Annotated in this window: 4 protein-coding genes; 2 read left to right on the forward strand and 2 right to left on the reverse strand. The window is 39.6% G+C overall.

Annotated features, from left to right (window positions below; translation table 11 throughout):
• Both DW862_RS25450 and DW862_RS25455 read left to right on the forward strand, forming a co-directional pair.
• A partial coding sequence (locus DW862_RS25450) for a relaxase/mobilization nuclease domain-containing protein (RefSeq protein WP_120071125.1) occupies window positions 1–681 on the forward strand: 681 nt, incomplete at its 5' end.
• A gap of 4 nt (window positions 682–685) precedes the next feature.
• Complete coding sequence (locus tag DW862_RS25455) at window positions 686–1,405, forward strand: hypothetical protein (protein ID WP_117809624.1); 720 nt, start codon at window positions 686–688, stop codon at window positions 1,403–1,405.
• Between the two features lie 792 nt (window positions 1,406–2,197).
• On the opposite strand, the gene DW862_RS25470 is transcribed toward DW862_RS25455, so the two are convergent.
• Together DW862_RS25470 and DW862_RS25475 are read right to left on the reverse strand one after the other, a co-directional pair.
• The gene (locus DW862_RS25470) at window positions 2,198–2,608 is read right to left on the reverse strand and encodes a hypothetical protein (RefSeq protein WP_117462326.1); all 411 of its coding nucleotides are present in this window, start codon (window positions 2,606–2,608) and stop codon (window positions 2,198–2,200) included.
• A 155-nt stretch (window positions 2,609–2,763) separates the two neighbouring features.
• On the reverse strand, window positions 2,764–3,348 hold the full coding sequence (locus DW862_RS25475; RefSeq protein ID WP_120071127.1) for a Crp/Fnr family transcriptional regulator: 585 nt from the start codon (window positions 3,346–3,348) through the stop codon (window positions 2,764–2,766).
• Window positions 3,349–3,408: the final 60 nt, after the last annotated feature.

Consider the following 3,408-nt stretch of genomic DNA (forward strand, 5'->3'; position numbering starts at 1 on the left):
CTTGCGCAGGAGTATATGCGTGAAATGAAAATCACCGATACGCAGTATATCATCGTGCGTCATCAAGACCGGGAACATCCGCACGTGCATATCGTGTTCAACCGCATAGACAATAACGGCAAGACCATTTCGGACAGGAACGACATGTACCGTAACGAACAGGTATGCAAGAAGCTGAAAGCCAAACACGGGCTTTATTTCGCTGGTGGAAAAGAACAGGTAAAGCAGCACCGACTGAAAGAGCCGGACAAGTCGAAATACGAGATTTACACGGCTGTGAAGAACGAAATCGGCAAATCCCGTAACTGGCAGCAGTTACAGGAGCGGTTAGCAGAAAAGGGTATTACCGCCCGGTTCAAACGAAAGGGACAGACCGACGAGATACAGGGTATATCCTTTTCCAAAGGTGAATACACGTTCAAGGGTTCGGAGATAGACCGGAGTTTCAGTTTTTCCAAGCTGGATAAATGTTTTGGGTATGCAGGAATGAATGTTGCCGGAAGCCAACGGCAAACAACTTTCGCACCCGTTCGGGAGCAAGCACCTGCACCGGGTAAGGCTGACAGTCCGTTGTTAACTGGTTCGCTCGGTCTGTTTTCCGCTTCTTCTCCCCCAGTGGATGAAGAACCTAATTTTAATTTGAGAAAGAAGAAGAAAAAGAAAAAACGACTTAAACTGTAAAGACATGGAAGACAATTTGATTTTAGAGGGGCTTCTCTCTATGGTTACGGAACTGAAAGGGAAGCTGGAAGCACAGGTAACGCCAGCCAGCCGGGAGGAAACTCTCGAACGGTTGGGAGCAATCGAGCAGGCATTGTCGGAACTGCACAGTAATCCGGCTGTTCCCGAAAAGGAATTGCAGGCTATCCAAAGCCAACTTGCCGACATAAGGAATGCGGAACAGGAGCAGCAGCAATCCATAGGAGAAGTGAGAAAATTTGTAACGGCTACCTACCGTTGTCTGAAAGAAATGCTGGATGCGTTGGATTCTTACCGTAAGGAACGCACAACCGAAAAAGCGGAAACCGAACCTGCATCGTTGTCCCGGAGGATAAGCGGTTTGTTACGCCCGAAACTGTTTGTTTTTTTGGCAGGGCTGGTTATCTGTTTCGTTTCCTTGTTCCTGAATGTCCGTTTGGCTGGACGGATGCAGCAGTTGCAGGACAACGATATGAAATACCGCTACATTCTGATGAAAGGGGAAGCGGACGGGGACTGCCTTGATTTGCTGGAAACGAATTTCAGTAGAGAACGGGATAACGCTTTCATCCAAAATTTGACTGATTCGGTGACGAGGTTTGAATACCGCAGCAGGAAGCAGGCGGAAGCGTTGGAGCGTGCAAGATTGCTCAATGAACAAGCCGAGCGGTTGAAAAAGGAAGCCAACCGACTGGGCAAGCCATAAACCGGGAAAACAAAGGATACAAACTGTAAATGTTAAAGCCCGCACAATATGTGGAGAAAAGTGCAGTGCATCTTCGTGGTGTACTGCACTTTTCCTATGTTTGCGGATAGCCTAATTTGAAAAACCAAAATCCCCAATCCGCTGGATTGTTTGGGTGATAATTAGGCAATGATTTAATAGTGAATAGGAACTGCATCTGCAGGGGGCGTTTGCTGAAGTAAATATACTTGATAGGTGCTATTATAAAGGCATTAGTAACAATCAAATCATTATTGTTATTATGGACATTTAAAGTAAAAAAGATATTCCTATAATGATTAAAGCAATAGATGCAAATATGTATCTATACCTTTTTGTAGAAAACATTGCTCCTATACAGGAGATAGATACAGCAAATTGCATACATTTTAAACTTAACTCTGTAGTCTTAAATATACACATAGACAAAAAAGATAATGCCAAAACAAATAGTATAGTATTCAATATATATTTCAGTTTCATATTACTTTGATTTATATTGACCTTATTAGCAGCATATAAATTGCTCATCCTATCCCAATAAACAATCCTATACAAGAGAACAAGGTGAATCTCTTTTCCTTGTATTTCATCCTATAGACCAGCCCGATAATAGCACATAAAGGAATTTTAGATGAATCTGTATTTTTTCCTTTGTTTACAAGGTATTTATGATGTTCTTTCATCCTTTCTTTGCTCAATTTGCGAATCTCACGGTTCTCTTTGTTCTGTTGTAACATACATTTATGCAACCTAATGTTCCCATGATTCAGTTTAATCTATTTTCTCTAATTCAATTGTAGCTACTTTCTCTTTATCTGGACTAATTTCATTCTGTATAATGGTTATATGTTTTTGGGTATAGCTTTTGATAATCCAAGGGGCTCCACCCAAATATAAAGCATTGCTATTAAATGTGATATATTTCCCTTCTATTGTATAAGTAATATCAATTTCATCGTAACCTTCCCAATTTACTTTCCCTTTCTGAGTATCTACAAATTGCATACCGACCCCCATATTTTGTACTGTCCAAGCCTCACAATGCCCTGTTCCACGCCATGAAGTCTGATAAAGTGCTTCGGGGGTTAATTCATTTGTCTGTTCATTATCATCGTCGCAGCTTATAAAACTGAATGTACAGAGGAATAGCATAAGTATTCCAAGAATTTCTTTTGTTTTCATATTCTCTTTTTTAATTTCTTGTTTAACTCATTCAATCTTTATTTTGTCTCTTCGTTGAACCAACCAAAGATAAGACAAAGATAAAAAGAAGAATCCTTTGGCAGATTAAGATATTCTTGGAATATTGTTATGAATGTAAATTTCTAAACCTATGTTTATTTTTTGTTGTTAAGACTTTGCTTGCGTCTGATTCGGCTCATGTGTACGGGTGTAATTTTGAGATAGGATGCTATTTCTTTTAATGATACCATTTGAAAGATTGCAGGGTATTTTTTTAAAAGTTGGAGGTAACGCTCTTCCGGTGTGAATCTGAATAAATCCAAATAACGTGAATATGATTGGAAAAACATCTGTTCGGCTGCGATTCGGGCTATCCGTTGGTTTTCGTTATTTTCCTTGAATTTTTGCTGTAAGAATGCAGAAGAACAGATGTAAATCTCGCACGGGATTATCGCCTGTATATTCAATTCTGATTTCATGCCATATAAGCAAGTGGGATAATCAGCTATAAATTCATTTGGAAAGGAAAAACCGACATTATACGGCTTGTTTTCTGTCCGGTTGGTGCAACTGTATTTGACTACGCCTGACAAGATAAACCCGAAGAAAGAACAGGCATCACCTTCATGGAGAATAAACTCATTCTTTTTATAATGTCGTAACTCTCCATGTTTCAGACACAACTCCTTGAAGAAGTCTATGTCTATGTTACTCATATATGAATTGAATTCGGCTATCATTTGTATATAACCTTAATTCCGCAACACTATTATAAAATATTTTTTTTAAGTACCTGAGCA

The sequence above is a fragment of the Bacteroides sp. AM37-9 genome, from assembly GCF_003603455.1.
Taxonomy (GTDB): domain Bacteria; phylum Bacteroidota; class Bacteroidia; order Bacteroidales; family Bacteroidaceae; genus Bacteroides; species Bacteroides xylanisolvens.